The following is a 15,976-nucleotide window of genomic DNA, read 5'->3' as shown; positions in this document are numbered from 1 at the left end:
TAAGTTGAGTGATAGATAAATAAAAACTTTAAAAATATTTATTTATACGGTTAAAAACTGTAAATGCTCTCCGGGTTTTGATAAGAAAGTATCAGGAGTTCCTTGAATTTGGACTTGACCTTTTTCTATGAGAACAATCCAATCAGCACGGTGGATAACGCTGGGACGATGGGTAATTAAAATTGTGGTTTTACCTCTGCGATATTCTAAAAGCCGATCTAAAACATTAGCTTCACTCATAGGGTCTAATCCGGCGGTAGCTTCATCTAAAATCAGTATAGGTGGATTTGTGAGAATTCCGCGAGCGATCGCTAATCTTTGTCTTTGTCCCCCAGAAAGATTCGCCCCAAACTCCCCTAATACGGTTTGATATTTATTAGGTAATTGACTAATAAAACCATCAGCATCAGCAATATCACAAGCTTGAACTATGTCTTCAAAAGAAATATTAGGTGTACCTAAACGGAAGTTCTCCAAAATTGTCCGACTCCAAAAATGAGGTTCTTGGGGAACATAAACTACTTGTTGTCGGTAACAATCTAAAGCAATATCTTGGATATTAAAAAAGCCGATGCGGATATTACCAGAATCTGGTACATATAACCCAGCTAATAATTTAGCTAAGGTGCTTTTACCACAACCAGATTTACCAATTAAGGCAATGACTTTTCCCCCAGGAAGCTGAAGAGAAAAATCATCTAATAAGTCAACTCTACCTGCGTGATGAAATTGGAGATGAGAACAATTAATATCTGCCACACTAGAAATTTGTGCAGTTGGTTTTTGACTTCCTCCGACTACTTCTGGTGTGGCATCAATAACTTCTAACAATCGAGAAACTGCTGTTTGGGAACGAAAATATTCATCAACAAAGCCAACTAATGAGTTAATTAAACCTACAACATTTACTTGTAAAGCATTAAAAGCTAACATTTGACCGATGCTTAAATTGCCTTGAATTACTAACATACTTCCAAAGCCTAGTAAGATAACACCACCAATTGTAGAGATAATTTTAGCAATAGTCCCGTTAATAATTGCTATTTGCACCGTGCTAAAAGCCAGATTAGCTAAACGACCAAACCGACTTTGAAATTCATCCCAAAATTGAGGAGCAGCATTTGTAGTTTTAATTACCTGTGCGCCTTTAAATGTTTCTACTAAAACACCTTGATTTTCTGCTCCTAAGACTAAAAGACTGCGGGTTTTTTGTTGGAGAATGGGTAAGAAAGGTAAGGTAGATAAAGTCATGCAACCAGCAACAAATAAAACGGCTATTGTTAATTGCCAACTATAAAATAACATTAAGCCAAAAGAAATTACAGCGATAAAAAATTGGCTAGGTAAAACAATCACAATCTGTGATACTAATTGGTTAATTTCGCCGATATCTCGCAGTCGGCTAGTAATTTCTCCACTTCGACGGGATTCATAATAATTTAATGGTAATTGGAGAAGTTTACGACCAAATTCTAGAACTAAACCTAGTTGTAATCTTTGTCCAAAATGAGAAATCATTAAGGCTTGAAATACTTGCAATCCTCCGCCAAATAAACTCATAACAACAACAGCGGAAACGACAACAGTAAGTAATTGTACATCTCCACGCACGAGAACATCATCTGTTAATAATTGAATCAAAACCGGAGTTCCTAAAGCTAGTAAACCCAGGACAATATTAATCATTAAAACCTGAGCTAGTAAGCCACGATAGGGTAAAAGCCGGCGAAAAAAGCGCGTTATTCCACCTTTTGATTCTTCTTGGGGTTGTTCAAAAAAGCGGTCTGGATCTGGCTCTAATAAGAGCATTACCCCATCCCAAGCATTGGTTAATTCTTCTTTTGTCAGATAACGAATTCCCACAGCCGGATCAGCAATAACGTATTTTTTTCCCTTTTTACCATATAAAACAACCCAATGATAGCCTTGCCAATGGATAATTGCAGGTAATGTAATTTCTGTAATTCTGTCTACAATTTCTGGAGAAGCTTTGACTGCTCTAGCATTAAAACCAAGATTTTCTGAACCTCTTTTTAACCCTAATAATGTTGTTCCTAATTGTCCAGTACCAACAGCTTCTCGACTTTTAATCATACTTAAAAAGCGTCCATAGTGTTTGGTAATAGAAACTAAACAAGCTGCTCCACAGTCTTCTTCACTTAACTGTAAAACACACTGATAATTCTGATGAGGTTTGAAGATATTAAACATAATTATTCAGAAAAATTTAGGTTAATTAACACTTGTATTGGCTTGAGTTATTGCTTAATTCTGTCTACAATTTAATTTATGAATTGGTGATTAATTTGCTTTTTCTGAGGATGAATTGTAGTACAGTTTCTTGACGAGAAATAATATCAGCACGTCCTTCCATGCCAGATTTGAGATAACATAAATGATTACCTTTTCCTAAAAATAGACTTTGTGGTTCAATATTGATTTCGTAAGTAGCTACCTGGGGGGTGCTGATAATAGAGTTATTTTGTGTAGTTGCTAGAACATCTGGTGCAATTGTTTTTACAGTTCCTTTAAGAGTTCCATAGTCTGGATAGGGACAAGATGAAACCTGCATTTGTACTGCTTGACCGGTTTTTATTTTGTCAATATCTTTAGCCCAAACGTGAGCTTTGATGATTAAAGGGGCATCCACAGGAGCAATTTGAGCAAGAGCCTCACTAAGTTGTACAACCTGTCCAGAGTTGCGGAGTTTGAGTTGCATTAGTGTGCCATTTGTTGGGGAGCGAATTACACTTTTATTCAACTCATTTTCTAGTTGTAGTAATTCTTGACGAGTGCGAATTTGTTGTTTTTGCAGCTCTAGACGTTGCTGGATTAATAGTTCCCGTTCTTTTTTTAAAGCTGCTAAATTGCCATCACCTCTGGCTTTTTCTTGCCTAATTCTTTCCGAAGCTACTGTTACACTTGCATTACTGGGATTAATGCCAATTTTTGCTTTTTGTATGTTTATTTGTGCTAATTTAACAGCTTGTTCTTTTTCTTCTTGGAGATTTTTAGAACTAGATTTGGCTTGTTCTAATTTGGCTTGAGCAGACTTAACAGCCTGTTCTTTTTCCTCGACTAAATTCTGAGATATTGCTCCCGATTGAGCTATATTCTGCAAGCGATCGCGCTGTAATATAGCCAGCTTTAAACCTGCTTCTGCTTCTTCCACAGTGGCTATTAATACCTTTTCTTTTTGTAATCTTGCTAGTTGCTCCTTTGCTAAATTTATAGCTACTTTAGCTTGTGTCATTTCCGCACCGGTTTTAATTTGCTGATCTTTATAGTTGCGTTCAGTGCCAGTTAATTCGGCCTGTGCAGCCATAATGGTACGGTCATTTAAGTTAGTCTGAGCAATTATTTGAGTATTGATTTGATTAATTTGAGCATCAATTTGAAGAAGTTGTAATTGACTTTGCTGAATAGTATTTTGCAGTTGTTTTTTCTGAGATTGGAGTTGGGAGTCATCAAGATAAGCAATTATTTCTCCCTTGCTTACTACCTGATCTTCTTTAGCTACAATTTTTTTAATAGTTCCCGTCATTGCAGATTCAACTAACCGTAATTCTCCCAATGGTCGGATAGTTGCAGGAACTTTAACTGTGATGTTGTAATAGAGAACAGATGTGAGACTCACAGCAACTACAAACATCGTAATCATCACTCCCCCACCAAGATGAATCCATTTACCAATATGGGGGAGAAACTCATTAGTTTCTAGTATATGCAAATCTTCTGTAGTCGAGTTATTTAAATTATAGGGAGAATTGTTATTTTGACTCTGTAAGGAGTTCACGGTATTACACCTTCTATTAGGGCTAAAATAGTCTGATCTAAGATAGAAATTGCTAATATCATGCAATCAAACATCAACTATCTCAGGTAATAAATTATTAGGAATAAAAACAAGCAAACTTCTGTGTTCACATCATGAAAAATAATTGGATGATAGGTTATAATCTAGTGAAGGGGGTAGAGATAGTTCTTCCGCTGTTGTGTGGGAATTGCTTTCTCAAATCTTTAACGCAGATCAAGCATTAAGAAGAAGTAGGGAAAAGCTCAAACTTTCTCAAAGTCCTCACTTACATTGAGCAAGCCTTTATCATTTCCCTTACCCCCTTTTGTTCTCGCAAAAGGTGTTGACTAGTACAGGTTGGCGTAAATAAACCAACCATTCTAAGTAGGTGGGTGTTGAAAATTGTCGTTATGGCAAGGCAAAAGGCAAGAGGCAAGAGGCAAGAGGCAAGAGTGAAGAGGGTTTAGACGATTTTACGTTTCTTTACACAGTTTGGTTTTATTGTGTTCACCTACTTAAATCCTCCAAAAGCCTATACTGTCTTCATTTTGACTTTTGACTTTTGACTTCCGCCTTGCGGTACTAGCCGTGCGGAGTGGTGGAAATAACTAACCATTAAAAACTCACAAAAAGCTGGTGCAAGTTGCTTTTTGAGTTTTCATGTTTCAATTTTTCCATCCCACTCTGCCGCACCAGATTACTCTTGCTTTAAGATTAGGTAATTTATAGGCTGACTAGCCCATATCTACACAAGAATCCCTAGAGATCCAACTCCACCAGTAACTGGAGGAGTGGGAACTGCGGGTACAGTCGTTACTGCGGGTGCAGTTGTTGCTGTTCCATCACCTGGTAATACGGCTGGACCTAAAGCTCCGACACCAGCAGGAAGCTCTGCACCTAAACCTAAGAAATCTTGTCCCGCAGTCAGGATAGTATTAGACTTACCTGCGGAAGTAGCACTGCTACCTTGAGGACCGGAGACGCTTGATCCCATTAAAAGCGATCCTTTGTTAGCGTAATTACTAGCAGCTAGTTCAAAGTCAGCCCCACCAGTCACTATTTCTTGCTGCTGATCAGATAAAGCAACAATCAAATCGGATGCGTCCATTTGATTTAACACAATTATTAGCCTCACTTACAAAATTAGGTGTTTCATCACCTAACAACTCAACTATAAGCATTGTTGCCTAATAATTCATAAACCTACGGGTAGAAAGTAAAGGTTGCAAATTTACCTCTAAAAGTAGAGACAAAATAGGTTGTAATTATTAAAATAGTATTATTAATAATAAAGATAAATTCTAGTTCAATAAAACCTGCACGATTCTGCATAGTATTTATTTTTTGTTTTTCCAGAGAACTCTGAATATATATATATTCGTTAAGTTTGACAATCAACAAAAAATTAAATATCTATATTTTTAGATAAGTAGGTGAACACAATAGAACCAAACTGTGTAAAGAAATGTAAAATCGCCCAAACCCTCTTCACTCTTGCCTCTTGCCTCTTGCCTTTTGCCTTGCCATAACGACAATTTTCAACACCAACCTACTTATCTCTAATTTTATAAATATCATTTGGCTATATCAGGAATTAATTAGTAACCCGATAGTAACTGATTCAATAAATAGGCACAGGTGGCACTACCGATAGGAACTGTTAAATTATCTATTCCCAGAAAAGAAAAGGCTTCTAAAATCGTAGCGATTGAGGCAATAATTAAAGAAACTATCCAGGTTTGCCAAATACTACCTTGGGTAACAAGTAAAATGGTTACACAAATAAAATAACTGATTAAAGTCACTGTTAAAGAACCTTCCCAGCTTTTTTGAGAACCGAAAACTATATATTTATGTTTGCCAAACCGTTTCCCAATTAAAGCAGCTAATCCATCTCCCCAAGCCATAGTCATAATTCCTAAAACAGCATATTGCGGTTGGTGTAAATGCCAAAAAACACCTACTAAAACACCGATACTCACAGCATAGAAAAATGTTCCCAAACTTTGACGACCAACACTATTAATACCAGGAAGAATGGGGAATTGATAAGATAATAAGGTGATGATACTCGCAAAAACTGCCGCTGTAATTCCCACATAAGCAGGAATATCTAACCACCAAGCAATTAAAATCACATTACCTGTGCCAATATGCACGATTTTACGAATGATTTCTGGTTCGCTATCAGTAAAACGACTAACTACCCAAGCAATGCAGATAATCAATCCTACCCAAGCCGCAGCGGTGGCAATTGGCAGCGACAATGGGGAAAGGGTTTCTAAGCTCATGAATGTGTTAAACAATGAGGAAATAGGGGTATTTTTAACTTTAATTCTACTTTATGGGATTTGGATATGGAAATATTATTGATTTGGCTAATTAAGGGTTATCGCTTATTTATTTCTCCCTTATTTCCCCCTACTTGTCGCTTTCAACCTACTTGTTCTATGTATGCGATTCAAGCTATTGAACGGTTTGGGGTATTTCGGGGTGGTTGGATGGCTATCATGCGGATTTTACGCTGTCACCCTTTTCATCCAGGAGGTTATGATCCTGTTCCAGATGCGAAAGCAAAATCTTGTTGTGAACATGAAGAGTGATCACGGATTTAAGGGATTACTGGATTACACGGATGCTTTTGGTAAGTAATTGGACAAAAATATACTCAAAACGGCTTGATTGTTTGATTCTAAAGGTAGGGGTAAAGCAAAATCTCATTGGTGTCAATTTAAGCTCAAATCTCTACCACATCTCGTTCCTAGTCTCTGACTAGGAATGCAGTTGATGAGGCTCTGCCTCACGGCTACCATGAGACTAAGCTCAAGGTGGTCTGGTCAGCACAGCTTGCCTGATTACTCTTGCAAGCTCAGTCCCTTTAGGGCTGGGTTACTGACTACTTAAGCATAGTAGCCAAACTATAAGCAATTTTGTGTTTTATAATTATCATTATATCATCATTGCTATCTGAACATATTTAAAATCTTGTAATCTCTTGCTGGTACTGAAGTCTGAGACTTAATGAATATAAATTTTAGGTACTAAATTTTAGTTATTTGAGTTTCCACCATAAAATTACCGCAAGAGCCAAAATATTTAATTATAATCAATTCATCTTCCAATTGTTCAATTACCTCAATATTGGTGATATTTGCTAACTTTTCTAGTAATTCATTATCTGAATCTTTATCACCACCATAATACGATTTATTACCACCATAATATGAATAATCGGCATTATCAATCCATCTAGTTTTCACATTTTTAATGAGAGTTTCAGGTTTTCCTTGTAGCATTCCCTGGGCAATCATTTTTTCTTTTTCATCTTCACTAATCTCCGAAAGTTTTGTCGCAGATGCAGGTGGATTTGATGGTGGTTCTGTTGGGGATAATGTTTCATATCTGATACTATTATGTGCAGGATCTGGATTTCTTTGACCAGTTGTTGTTGTTGTTATTGTTGTTTCAGTGAGAACAATTGCTTTCACTTTTGCTTCAGAATTGACAAGATAAACAGGATAAATTGCTTTAATGATTTTTCCCTCATCATCGTACCCTTTTGCGGCTTCGTGATAATTGAAACGGAAAGGCGCACCTTTACTTTCGAGACTCAGAAAAGCTGGTGGATCTGCAAGGTTAGCACGTTGCAGAAATATTAAAGCGTTGTTAATTGATTGCTGGATTTCAGTTTGAATATCTTGGTTTAGAGATGTAAAATTAAGGTGGAGTTTTTGACAAAGGTGATCGCTCAATTCTCTTATAGTTTGCTTAAAGTCGTCTTCTTGCCATTTGCCAGGAACAGGATATTGAACTTTTCCCTGTGCGAGATTTGCTGCTTTTGTCAGCAGTTCTGAAACTTGTGATAATTGACTTTGTATATCAAATATTCCTAGCTTCTGAGAAAACAAGTTTAGCATTTCATTTAGCATTCCTGATAGTAATTCTATTGAAATTGTGTTTTCTCCTCGCATGATTGCCTGTCCACCAATCAGAACAATAGCCGAGATATCAGCTTTAATATCATTGACTTTTTCTCGACGTTGTTGCTTGAGTTCTGGGTTGCTTGTTGCCATCAATGTAAACAAGCTATTTGCTAAAGGATCAAGATATTGCTCTTTGAGAGTTTTATATTCACCTGTCAATACATGATGCTGGGGGCGATCGCTTGTTCCATCGTAATGAGTTACTGTATTTTGTTTGACAGATGCTAACTTTTATCTCTGAATATTCAAACTGTGTGTCAGGTTGCCCATCGTAAATAGCACATAACCAGTTATAAACCAGCAGAAGTTTGTTGTATATTTTTTCGTTTGTTCGAGACATACTTAGCATACTTTTTAATGTATTTTTTGCTTGATCTATAAGTTCAATTTTTTTCTCTTTTGGAAATTGTTCAACTTGTTCTTTTGTTTCTGGCTGTGAGTTATTTGTTTCTTGAAATTCCATCATGTATAACCTTCCTTATTCAATCGAGTAGGTAGAAGAAAATCGCAAAGCAGTGTTGTAAGTTTTTCCTGTTTTGATATCTATAGCCGTGACAGCAATCTCAGTTTTACCAAAATTCATGGAAACTTCCACAGGGCGATCGCGTGTTCCTACTGTTGAGGAAATATCAACATCTAATTCACCTAATTCTTCTATCTCCGACTCATCGACATAGCGTGGATTCTGTTTCCGCGTTGCATAAAATTTAAAGTTAATGACTGTTTGATCGGCAGTTACAGGGTTGAAGGAATGAGTGACAACTTCATTCACACCGATACTTTCACCCGCCAATACAAAAGATCTAAAACGATTGAAAATATGCCAGCCACCTTGGTCTTCTAAATATTGTCGGTTGCTTTTTTGATTGCGATCGTGGTTTTTATCGAATGGTTGACAACTTTGACAACCATAAGTAAGATGGGAACGACGTGAGCGGATGCTTTCTGGATTGACACCAAATGAAGCCGCCCCTTGGACAATAGCAGCACCCGGATCTGATGGCATAACAACCTTAATCCGACTCCCAAACTCTTTCTGAATCCGTTGACGTAAAACTGGGGATGTAGAAAATCCACCAACCACATAGAGAATGTCACATCCGCGATCATCTAGCCTGGCAAATTGTTCTTTTACTTTTCGTACCAGACCATCCAATATAGGCTCAAAAAAGCCCTGCATGGTTTCTTTACTAACATGAACTTTTTCATCATCACCTTCCTGTTCATCAGCAAGTTGTTCTAATACCTGGGGATGTTCTTTAGAGAGGATTTTGTAGAGTCGGTTGGGAATTTCAAAATAAGTTGTGGCTGTTGTGGTAGGGTCAAAGTCACACTTTTTCCGTTCCCAGTTTGCCATCAGTTCTAACCATCCAATAGGGTCTTCTTCTTCATACCTCATCAAGGCTTGAGCCGTCAATTTAGTGACCAAGTATTCCCGAAACTCTTTGTCCACACAGGTTGAACCATAAGCTCCACCACTGCCTTCTGCTACTTCATCTAGACCACCATGCGGGGAAACCTCATGGACTGTAATATCAACAGTACCACCACCACAATCTATAACCATGAAGCGTTTACCAGCTTCTAGTTCTGCTTGGTCTTTTTCTTGACAGTAAATAGCGGCCGCTTCAGGTTCGAGAACCAGTAACAGGCGTTCCCGATCATCATCGCTGCCAGTAATTAGTCCTGCTTTGATAGCAGCACGACGCATGAAAGATTTTTCTTCATCCTTCCAAATGGCAGGAATAGTTAAACACCAAAGAATTTCGTGATCTTTAAGTTCACCACTGGTAGCATTATCCAGTTCTTTACGCAATAATCCACCTAGTTGATGGAGGTAATCAGCTACAAGGTTAATGACTGGAAATTCTTGTCCGTTGTTAGCTGTGGCAATGGGACCTTTATCAGTACGTTTACAGCTTTCTCGCAGTGCCATTTTAAAGGTAGGAAAAAAGCTGTAGTCTTTAGCGTTTTTGGCTTGACGCAGTTCCGCTAATCGGGATAAGGCCGCATATCCCCATGTTTCCAATTTGCGATCGCTGTTATAGAGGCTTTGCGTCAAAGTTTTGATGTACGGAAAGGGTTGTTTGTCCCATTCATAGCGCCCGATAACCCGTTTATCGTCTTTAAAGGCATAAGCATAGCCTGAACGCGATGTTCCAAAGTCAATGGCTGCGACAACTTTGATCTTCTTGCTATCAAGGACCACTACACTAATCTCCTACAAACTATGAAAGTAACTTCAAACACTATCTCTTTGTATCATAGCAGAAATGTTGAATAGCGTAATAAAAATTTACATATTGAAATAAACTTAGCCTATATATAACCCACATTCCGCACCCCAAACTGTCACAGAGGGAAATTACGTAGAGATGAATCAAAGGGAGCATCAAAACAAACATATAAAGTGAAAAAAGCATTTAAGAAACAGTAAATCACCAAAAATGTCATCAAAACCTATTCTCAATGTACTAGATGGTCTATGTTTTGAATTTCTATTTCTTGCGGTTTCAATTTCACAACAGATTCCTCTACTTGTTCTAAAGGGATTCTCTCAGTACTTACAGCGATTTCCAATCATATAAGGTACATCTTAGCCCCCTCATCGCTTGCGGGGAGGGGGTTGGGGGTGGGGTTCTTGTTCCGGGTTTGATGACAATTTGCTGTAGTTGTATAATAATTTATATATAGTCATTTAAAATAAATAAAAAAATCCAGCCTTTTAACAGTACTGCTAACCTACTTAAAATGCGACCTTATTACCAAATCCCCATTATTGAATGTGGTGAACCTTTAGTTAAGATTCCTCTAGAATTGTTTGCGGTGGAGTCTCCTCACCCTTATCAAAAGTTAGGTGCTAACTACGGCGGACATTCACCTTATTATTTGCGCCAAAGTGTTGTTGAAAATTTGATTCAGGCGCAAAATAATTTACAGTTACTATGTCCTAATTGGTATATTCAAATATTTGATGCTTATCGTCCTGTGGCTGTGCAGCAGTTTATGGTAGATTACAGCTTTGGGGAAGCGTTGCGAGAACGGGGTTTGACAGAAAAGGAATTATCACCCCAGCAACGGGAAGATGTATGGAAGCTGGTTTATGAAATTTGGGCTGTACCCAGTTTGGATATGAAAACCCCTCCTCCCCACAGCACGGGGGCTGCGGTAGATATTACTCTAGTCAATGATCTTGGGGAAGTTGTAGATATGGGTTCACCTATTGATGAAATGTCCGATCGCTCCCATCCAGAATATTATACTCATAGTCATCAAGAGTATGATGCTAACCGTCAACTCTTACGGGATATCATGTTAAAAGCTGGATTTCAACGCAATCCTAGAGAATGGTGGCATTTCTCCTTTGGTGATCAAATGTGGGCTTGGTTATATAATCAATCTCATCCCGAAACTCTGATGACGGCACGTTATGGAAGATTAAATTCAGATACATCCAGGAATTTTCCATAGGTTGTGTTACAATGATAAACGTTACTAGTGAAGCAAAACTTCATAGTTTATGTTGGAGAGGTGTCCGAGTGGTTGATGGTGACGCACTCGAAATGCGTTTTGGGGAAACTCAACGGGGGTTCAAATCCCCCCCTCTCCGTTGAATTTATGTTATAACTGCGGCTTTTCTTCCTTTCGTTGCTGAATTTCCGGCGCTGGGTTCTGCTTGGTTTCCACAGTGGGAACTACCACACCCGAAGAATTTTCTGGTTGAGATTCCTGGGGTGGAGTCACTACGGGAGGAGGTTCTGGTGCTGTATTTTCTGGAGGTGGAGAAGCTTTTTGGGATTCTTTAGAATCGCGCAGGGTATCCATTAAGGATGGTGAGGAAGTCACAACCGGTGTTGATTTCTTGGTTGTATTGTCGGGATTTGGTGTGGGTTGAGAGTTCTGATTCTCAGCCGTTTTTTCTTGAGAATCGCTAGTAGGAATTGGTTTTGGAGAAACGCGAATATTCTTACGTTTTCTCCGCAAACGAGGTAATGGTACAGATTGATTGAATGAGGAATTTTGAAGTTTTTGATTTGCAGATGATGGTGATATTTCCACAACAGGTTTAGGTGGAATAGGTTGATAAGTAGATTGTGCAAAAGATGGTTTAGGTGATGATTGTAAATTGGGTTTTGATAATATCTGCGTCATGCTAAAACCTGCGGTAGCTGCAACCAAAGCAATACTAATGCTAATAACTCCCTTGGGTATACCTGTTTTTTTGCCAATGTTGGCGATTTTTGATGGTGTGGACAGGGGATGAAAAGTAGCTTTTTTAGGTGAATATTCTGATTTTAAATCCGATAAATTAATGGTGGGGATTGCTTGGGTAGGTAAACTTGGTGATGTGACAGCCAACCTATTTCCTGGTAAAAGTTGCAGCCATTCTGTTACTGTGGTGGGGCGAAATTGTGGTTCTACAGCCATTCCTCGGCTAACTGCTTGATTAACAGCCGCACTCAGATGAGGTTGTAATTCACGAGGAGAAGGCATTTGTTCTCGGTCACGCAATAATGCAGGTATGGGAACTTGTGCTGTCAAGAGTGCATAGAGGGTTGCTGCTAACCCATAAACATCTGTGGCTGCTGTGCGCTGTGCTTGAGTTAAATACTGTTCAATGGGTGCATATCCCTCGCTGACTAAACCTGTATGTGTCTGTTTTGCCCCATTATTAAATTCTCTAGCAATGCCAAAATCAATTAGCACTACTTCCTGAGTTCCTTGACGCAGGATAATATTATCTGGTTTAATGTCTCTGTGTAGCAACCCGTTATCATGCACTACCTGCAAGGCTGCGCCTATTTGGCGGATATAATGAATAGCTGTAGCTTCTGGTAAGGGGATTCCTGGTAAAACAAATGCTGCACCTAAAGTGTCTCCGCGAATGTATTCCATTACCATGTAAGGTAAACTGTTTTCTTCAAAAAAGTCGCTGACTCGGACAATATGAGGATGAACACAAGCGGCTAATCTCCTGGCTTCATCTTGAAATTGGCGCTGAAATTTGGGAAAATCGGGATGTTGCCGCAACCTTTCATTGATAGTTTTCATCACCACTTCTTGATTTAAATAGTGGTGCATAGCTTTGAAGGTAACACCAAATCCGCCCCGCCCTATTTCCTGGAGGATGGTATATTTTCCATTCTGTAAAATTGTTCCTGCTAACATAGGGTTTTTTCAGTCTTAAATAAGCAGATAATTAATTGGGTTATTCATCCTATCTATTATGGCAAGGGTTTTAGATTTTGGGTGTTGCTGAATTGAGGTATGAAATTCCCAAATTGAACCTTTAAAACTCAAACCTCAGTGCGTCTACTCTTCGAGATCACGAAGCGTGATTGCGCCTTTGCGTGAGACTAAAATTCATACCCTTAATCAGCAACACCAGATTTTGTAACTCCTAAGTACCCAATCTGCTGTAAGTAGGTGAACACAATAAAACCAAACTGTGTAAAGAAACGTAAAATCGCCCAAAACCTCTTTACTCTTGCCTTTTGCCTCTTGCCTCTTGCCCTGCCATAACGACAATTTTCAACGCCAACCTACTTATCAAAATAATTATTAATTGTTACCTATTCCCTATGCTGAGGCTAGAATCTGTTAATTTTTATCGGCGGTTACAACATCAACACCAATACCCAATTTTACAGGATATTTCCTTTAGGGTATCACCGGGCGATCGCCTAGCCATTGTCGGTACATCCGGTGCTGGGAAAACTTCTTTATTACGCCTCATCAACCGTTTAAATGAACCCACGAGCGGCAAAATTTATCTTCAAGATCAGGAATATCGGCAAATTCCCGTTATCCAACTCCGTCAACAGGTAATGCTTGTCCAACAAGAATCTAAGTTATTGGGGATGACAGTTGGGGAAGCCTTAGCTTATCCTTTAGTTCTGCGTGGTCTACCAAAGCAAAAGATTCAGGAACAAGTCAGTTATTGGCAAGAACAACTGCAAATTCCTGAACAATGGTTAGGACGAACCGAGGTACAACTTGCTGCTGGACAAAGACAGTTAATTGCGATCGCTCGCGCCCTAGTTACCGAACCCCAGATTTTACTTCTAGATGAGCCTACATCAGCCTTAGATACTCCCACATCCACTCACTTAATAAATATACTAACTCACCTAAATCAACCCCGTTCCTCGGCAATTCTGATGGTAAATCGCCAAATAGATTTAGCTCAAGCATTTTGTACCCACCTCTTACATCTTCAACAAGGTCAATTAGTAGTCAATCAACCTGCTGCTGAGATAGATTGGAGTAACTTAGCAACCAGCTTAATTCAAGCCGAAACTCAAACACTAGCAGAATGGACATAAACTACCCCATCTTACTTCGTTGAAGATGGGGTTTCTACATCCCCTTAAAGCACATTCTGATGTTATGAGGTACAGTTTTTTATCGCAGAACTCGTAGGGGCGCAGGGTCTGCGCCCTCCATTGCGCCCTCCATTGCGCCCTCCATTGCGCCCTCCTCCATTGCGCCCTCCATTGCGCCCTCCATTGTATTTCATAAGAACGAGAATTGCTGTAACTCATGAACTTTGAGTAAGTAGTGAGACAGAATTAATTACACAATGTCATTGCGTAAGCGTTGCGTGGCGTTAGCCATATGGAACGAAGTGAAATGAAGCAATCGCCAGGGCTGTGATTGCTTCCCTTCCCTCGCAATGACTGTAAATATTTTTGTCCAATTACTTAGTTAGTACAGGAATTTGATTAGTAAATCTTTCTCTTGGTAATTTTGTTTGTGTTTGTGGAACATTAACATTCAAGATTTCCATGTTAAACCTGTATCCCACATTGCGGATAGTTTGAATTAAACTGGGTTGACGTGGATCAAGTTCCACTTTCTTCCGCAACGATAAAACATGAGTATCAATGGTGCGTGGATTATCAATAGCATCAGGCCAAGCACGACGTAATAATTCCGATCTACTTAAAGGCACTCCTCCAGCTTGTGCTAAAACGTATAATAAGCTGAACTCCTGGGGCGTTAAATCAATAAACTCCCCTTGAAACCGCACCCGACGCTGAACTAAATCAATTTGCAAACTGCCATAATCTAAATAGGCTGGTGCAGTAGGTGTCCGGTTACGGCGGATAATTGCCTCAACCCTAGCCAAAAATTCCTGCATTCCGAAAGGTTTGCTTAAATAATCATCCGCCCCCGCTTTTAATCCCGTCACAATATCGGCTTCATTCGTACGAGCAGATAGCATGAGAATTAAAGGCTGTTGTTGACGATGTAACCAGCGGCAAAACTCGACCCCATCACCATCCGATAAATCCGCATCTAGAATGACTAGAGTGGGTTGATGGCTGATAAACACTTCTTTTGCTTGATAAATACTGGCAGCTTGATGAACTCGGTATTCTAGTTGTTGCAAGTGCCAACCCAACAACGACCTCAGATGGGGATTCCCCTCAACAATTTCTATACAAACCGAACCCACAGTGGTAAGACCCCTTAGCGTTGATGAATCTCAAATTAACAATCTCATGGTTAAGGTTTTGTAGTTTTTGTTACTTCAATAGACATATTCTTCACATTTCCCTCAAAAACCTTGCAGAAAATTTATTTTTTACTTTATTTACAGCCAAGCTAGTAGCTTTATTAAGTTTTTATTACGTTTACATTATATCCATAATAGGTAAATAAAATTACTTTTCTATTAATTGTAGCGACATGAACTAGTAGTCTGTCAACCCGAAAATGACGGGTGAAGGCAAGCAGGGGGCAGGGGTGGGGGAGGTGGGGGAGGTGGGGGAGGTAGGGGAGGTAGGGGAGGTGGGGGAGGGAAGAACAGAAGTTTTTTCCGATCATTACCCATCAAAATAAATTTGACGAACTGCTAGTCACTGAGCGAAGTCGAAGTGCTGACCTCTGACTTCTGACCGGGAATTTTGGATTTTAGATGAAAAAAATTTGGTACAAATCCCCGTCCGTGAGGACGGAAAAATCCTCGCTGCGCTGCGCTGCGTACGCTTCGCTAACGTCAATCCCAAATTTTCAAGCTCTACACTTGGGGGCGGAATCAATCCAAAATCCAAAATCGAGTGATTCCTGACTCCTACCCCATATCATTAAAGTTTATTTTTAGCAATCTGTCTTACTCCTTAAGAGATATGGTAAACTCAATAGGACAATCATTTACCAAAGGGAGTAGCACAAAAATCACACCCGATTA

General features: G+C 39.2%; 12 protein-coding genes and 1 tRNA gene. 4 read left to right on the top strand and 9 right to left on the bottom strand.

Annotated elements, in window-relative coordinates; all coding sequences use genetic code 11:
- Positions 1-42: 42 nt before the first annotated feature.
- From HEQ36_RS22030 to HEQ36_RS22015, 4 genes are all read right to left on the bottom strand, one after another.
- On the bottom strand, positions 43-2,211 hold the full coding sequence (locus HEQ36_RS22030; protein WP_053537918.1) for a peptidase domain-containing ABC transporter: 2,169 nt from the start codon (positions 2,209-2,211) through the stop codon (positions 43-45).
- 76 nt (positions 2,212-2,287) lie between these two features.
- On the bottom strand, positions 2,288-3,796 hold the full coding sequence (locus tag HEQ36_RS22025; protein WP_053537919.1) for an HlyD family efflux transporter periplasmic adaptor subunit: 1,509 nt from the start codon (positions 3,794-3,796) through the stop codon (positions 2,288-2,290).
- Positions 3,797-4,541: 745 nt separating this feature from the next.
- Complete coding sequence (locus HEQ36_RS22020; RefSeq protein WP_205748492.1) at positions 4,542-4,904, bottom strand: CTB family bacteriocin; 363 nt, start codon at positions 4,902-4,904, stop codon at positions 4,542-4,544.
- A 490-nt stretch (positions 4,905-5,394) separates the two neighbouring features.
- Positions 5,395-6,087 (bottom strand): diacylglycerol/polyprenol kinase family protein, encoded by a 693-nt coding sequence (locus tag HEQ36_RS22015; protein ID WP_053537921.1) that lies wholly within the window; start codon positions 6,085-6,087, stop codon positions 5,395-5,397.
- A gap of 66 nt (positions 6,088-6,153) precedes the next feature.
- Here HEQ36_RS22015 and yidD point away from each other — a divergent pair, with 66 nt between their 5' ends.
- Positions 6,154-6,399, top strand: a complete 246-nt coding sequence (gene yidD / locus HEQ36_RS22010) for a membrane protein insertion efficiency factor YidD (protein ID WP_053537922.1) — start codon at positions 6,154-6,156, stop codon at positions 6,397-6,399.
- 438 nt (positions 6,400-6,837) lie between these two features.
- On the opposite strand, the gene HEQ36_RS22005 is transcribed toward yidD, so the two are convergent.
- From HEQ36_RS22005 to HEQ36_RS21995, 3 genes are read right to left on the bottom strand one after another with little or no spacing between them, the layout of a single operon-like run.
- Positions 6,838-7,938, bottom strand: coding sequence for a hypothetical protein (locus HEQ36_RS22005; protein ID WP_290708450.1), 1,101 nt, complete (start codon positions 7,936-7,938; stop codon positions 6,838-6,840).
- Positions 7,928-8,242, bottom strand: coding sequence for a hypothetical protein (locus tag HEQ36_RS22000; protein ID WP_290708448.1), 315 nt, complete (start codon positions 8,240-8,242; stop codon positions 7,928-7,930). Before HEQ36_RS22000 ends, HEQ36_RS22005 begins: the two co-directional genes overlap by 11 nt.
- A 15-nt stretch (positions 8,243-8,257) precedes the next feature.
- A complete protein-coding gene (locus tag HEQ36_RS21995; RefSeq protein ID WP_053537924.1) occupies positions 8,258-9,988 on the bottom strand; it encodes an Hsp70 family protein in 1,731 nt (576 codons plus the stop codon).
- Positions 9,989-10,530: 542 nt separating this feature from the next.
- On the opposite strand from HEQ36_RS21995, the gene HEQ36_RS21990 reads away from it, so the two are divergent.
- Together HEQ36_RS21990 and HEQ36_RS21985 are read left to right on the top strand one after the other, a co-directional pair.
- Positions 10,531-11,250 carry a M15 family metallopeptidase gene (locus tag HEQ36_RS21990; protein WP_168635740.1) on the top strand — a complete coding sequence of 240 codons (720 nt, stop codon included), beginning with the start codon at positions 10,531-10,533 and terminating at the stop codon, positions 11,248-11,250.
- A gap of 54 nt (positions 11,251-11,304) precedes the next feature.
- Positions 11,305-11,389 (top strand) — tRNA-Ser (locus tag HEQ36_RS21985).
- 11 nt (positions 11,390-11,400) lie between these two features.
- On the opposite strand, the gene HEQ36_RS21980 is transcribed toward HEQ36_RS21985, so the two are convergent.
- On the bottom strand, positions 11,401-12,948 hold the full coding sequence (locus tag HEQ36_RS21980) for a serine/threonine-protein kinase (protein ID WP_168635739.1): 1,548 nt from the start codon (positions 12,946-12,948) through the stop codon (positions 11,401-11,403).
- A gap of 413 nt (positions 12,949-13,361) precedes the next feature.
- Between HEQ36_RS21980 and HEQ36_RS21975 the strand changes: the two genes are divergently transcribed.
- Complete coding sequence (locus tag HEQ36_RS21975; protein WP_053537927.1) at positions 13,362-14,105, top strand: ATP-binding cassette domain-containing protein; 744 nt, start codon at positions 13,362-13,364, stop codon at positions 14,103-14,105.
- 374 nt (positions 14,106-14,479) lie between these two features.
- Here HEQ36_RS21975 and HEQ36_RS21970 read toward each other — a convergent pair whose 3' ends face one another.
- Complete coding sequence (locus HEQ36_RS21970; protein WP_027403339.1) at positions 14,480-15,241, bottom strand: response regulator transcription factor; 762 nt, start codon at positions 15,239-15,241, stop codon at positions 14,480-14,482.
- Positions 15,242-15,976 lie beyond the last annotated feature (735 nt).

This window comes from Anabaena sp. 54, from assembly GCF_017355725.1.
GTDB classification, from domain to species: Bacteria; Cyanobacteriota; Cyanobacteriia; order Cyanobacteriales; family Nostocaceae; genus Dolichospermum; species Dolichospermum heterosporum.
The sequence above is the reverse complement of the archived record's forward strand: the minus strand, read 5'-3'. Positions and strand labels throughout refer to the sequence as shown.

Excerpts from the sequence above, each read along its gene's own strand:
- HEQ36_RS22015 (WP_053537921.1), bottom strand. The coding sequence starts at position 6,087 with ATGAGCTTAGAAACCCTTTCCCCATTGTCGCTGCCAATTGCCACCGCT.
- HEQ36_RS21975 (WP_053537927.1), top strand. The coding sequence starts at position 13,362 with ATGCTGAGGCTAGAATCTGTTAATTTTTATCGGCGGTTACAACATCAA.
- HEQ36_RS22000 (WP_290708448.1), bottom strand. The coding sequence starts at position 8,242 with ATGGAATTTCAAGAAACAAATAACTCACAGCCAGAAACAAAAGAACAA.
- HEQ36_RS22020 (WP_205748492.1), bottom strand. The coding sequence starts at position 4,904 with ATGGACGCATCCGATTTGATTGTTGCTTTATCTGATCAGCAGCAAGAA.
- HEQ36_RS22030 (WP_053537918.1), bottom strand. The coding sequence starts at position 2,211 with ATGTTTAATATCTTCAAACCTCATCAGAATTATCAGTGTGTTTTACAG.
- HEQ36_RS21990 (WP_168635740.1), top strand. The coding sequence starts at position 10,531 with ATGCGACCTTATTACCAAATCCCCATTATTGAATGTGGTGAACCTTTA.
- HEQ36_RS21980 (WP_168635739.1), bottom strand. The coding sequence starts at position 12,948 with ATGTTAGCAGGAACAATTTTACAGAATGGAAAATATACCATCCTCCAG.
- yidD (WP_053537922.1), top strand. The coding sequence starts at position 6,154 with ATGGAAATATTATTGATTTGGCTAATTAAGGGTTATCGCTTATTTATT.